Source organism: Levilactobacillus fujinensis (genome assembly GCF_003946335.1).
GTDB classification, from domain to species: domain Bacteria; phylum Bacillota; class Bacilli; order Lactobacillales; family Lactobacillaceae; genus Levilactobacillus; species Levilactobacillus fujinensis.
In genome coordinates, this window is sequence record NZ_RHNX01000082.1 from 1 (window position 1) to 2,427 (window position 2,427).

The following is a 2,427-nucleotide window of genomic DNA, read 5'->3' on the forward strand; positions in this document are numbered from 1 at the left end:
TCCCCTTGGATTTAGACCCCAGCTTGTCCCCTAGGGCTTTAAAAATCGCACCGGCCATGATATAATAGTCATTAAACAACGATGACTTTTATGTGGCGCTCACCGATTCCCGTCGGTGGGTGTTTTTTTATGTTCTATTTTATGTAACCAATATTACTCGTTGTTTGGTGATAAATCAACATTTCTTTTTATGTATCCTTGTATCCTTGTATCTTTGTATATTAATATCCTTGTATCTAAGTATCCTTGTATCCTTGTATCTAAGTATATTAGGATACTTGCAGTCAATCTTAATTTAACGGCTTTTGAGAATAAATGTATCCTTGTATCCTTGTATCCTTGTATCTTTGTATGTTATCATCCTTGTATCCAAGTATCCTTGTATATTAGGATACTTAATTGGAGGTCAGTATAATGGGTGAAGTAATTACTTTTGGAAATTTTAAAGGTGGCACCGGTAAAACAACAAATGCCACGCTTGCATGCCTGGCACTAGCTCGTGCTGGTAAAAAAACGCTATTAATTGATTTCGATCCTCAAGCAAACGCTACAGATATTTACTTTAAAACCGCGGCTAATTTAGGCCACGATGATATTAAATTTAATCAAACCTTGCTTGCATCAATCCAAGAAGAGGACTTATCAAGATCGTTGGTTACTTTGGATAAAAACATTGACTTTATTCCATCAAGCGCAGATTTTTCATTGTACCCACGGATTATGGAAAAAAAGTTTAAAAATAATTATAAAGATAGAGTCACATATTTTAGCAAGCTACTTGCTTCACTAAAAGAAAAATATGATTTTGTGGTATTTGATTTGCCACCGACTATTTCCTTAATTTCTGATAGCGCCTTATACGCTTCAGATTGGGTTCTGATTATCCTTCAAACTCAAGAGCACAGTCTTCAGGGTGCCGAATCGTTTCTAAAATATATACAGGAACAGGTAATCGATGAATACGAAGCACCTAGTTTGAATTTACTCGGTATACTTCCTGTGCTATTAAAGAATGGGGCGCCTGTTGATCACAGCACATTAGAAGTAGCAGAAGAAGAATTTGGGAAAGAAAACATGTTAAAAACCCTAATTCGTAATATGGAAAGAATCAAAAGATATTCAATCAGAGGTGTATTTCTAAAAGATCAGTTCGATAAAAAAATAATTAGATTATACGATTCTGTGGCACAAGAAATTGTTGAAAGGACGGACTAGCATGGTGGAACTTTTACACAATCCTAACTCAAATAAAAGCAAAATAATTCCTAGAAAATCGGTGCCCCAGCCCCAAAAAGAAATTTCCATATCTTCTCTAAACGAATCAAACAAAACGAAGTCTAAACAAATAGATGGTGTTACTTTTGATACTACGCTCAGAATTGACAATCATCTAAAAAACTTTATGAAAGCTATGGTAATTTTAGGGTATAGCTCAACTCAACAAAACGGATTAGCCCAATTACAAAAAACTTTTTTTGAATCGTTAACTGAGTCTGAACAAAATACGCTTACGACTCAAATACAGACTTTGGAAACCGGCGATGCTAACAAAGTAAAAAGTAAATAATCACGTGCTCTCAGACGACACGTTCACCTTTTAGATGTATACTTGTCCGTTTAAATTAAGCAGAATGCACACAAAAAAGTCCTCTATTATGCGGAATAGAGGGCTTTTCTGAAATCAGTACATACAGGCTTTGCTTAGGAGCGTTGCTTGTGTCCATTTAGGACATACACAATCATATAACAATCAATGCTGTCACTTAACTTACTCAAAAAAGCCACCCATACTACTCAAAAAATATTCACAACCTATCTAAACAACCGTTTCCAAAAGTTCTCTCTCGTCTCATTAGAGGGCTTTTCGTTTTGCTTGCTTATATTTGTATCTGAATCATTGCTATCGTCCTTAGAATCGTTCTCACGGATTTGTGTGGTGTTGCTTTTGATATTTTGTTCTGACTTTTGATTTTCAAGTAATTTCTGACTGGATAAGTTCAATTGCTGTTGTTGGTCTAATAATTTTTGAAATTTGTTTATCTGTTGATCCTTTTCGTCAAGTTGGCGTCTAAGTATATTAACTAATTGATCGTTGCTTGACGTGTTTTTGTCTTGTTTATCCTTATTTGTATTGTTGGCATAATATTGATGTATAGCATTAACAACATCTTGACTTAAAATATATCTATTATCGCTATCTTTTAAAGGCTTGTCTTTGTCGTCTAGTGAATCTATTATTTGATAAATTCTTGCTCTTGATATGTGTAAATCCTTTGAAATTTCTGCAATTGTTGTCAAATCTACCACCCTTTCAAGTATATGCTAAGTTATTGATACAATCATAGCACGTGGTAGCGTCAAGAATCTTGTGTAAATGAAATGCCTTCGTACATATAATATGTATCTAACTTAAATAAATGATGCTTC

General features: G+C 34.3%; 3 protein-coding genes. 2 read left to right on the plus strand and 1 reads right to left on the minus strand.

The window, feature by feature from the left end; genetic code table 11:
* Positions 1-414 precede the first annotated feature (414 nt).
* On the plus strand, positions 415-1,215 hold the full coding sequence (locus EKM89_RS13675; protein WP_125689330.1) for a ParA family protein: 801 nt from the start codon (positions 415-417) through the stop codon (positions 1,213-1,215).
* A 1-nt stretch (position 1,216) separates the two neighbouring features.
* Complete coding sequence (locus EKM89_RS13680; RefSeq protein ID WP_046872462.1) at positions 1,217-1,567, plus strand: DUF5388 domain-containing protein; 351 nt, start codon at positions 1,217-1,219, stop codon at positions 1,565-1,567.
* 245 nt (positions 1,568-1,812) lie between these two features.
* Here the strand turns inward: EKM89_RS13680 and EKM89_RS13685 are convergent, their stop codons facing one another.
* Complete coding sequence (locus EKM89_RS13685) at positions 1,813-2,307, minus strand: RepB family protein (protein WP_125689332.1); 495 nt, start codon at positions 2,305-2,307, stop codon at positions 1,813-1,815.
* Positions 2,308-2,427 lie beyond the last annotated feature (120 nt).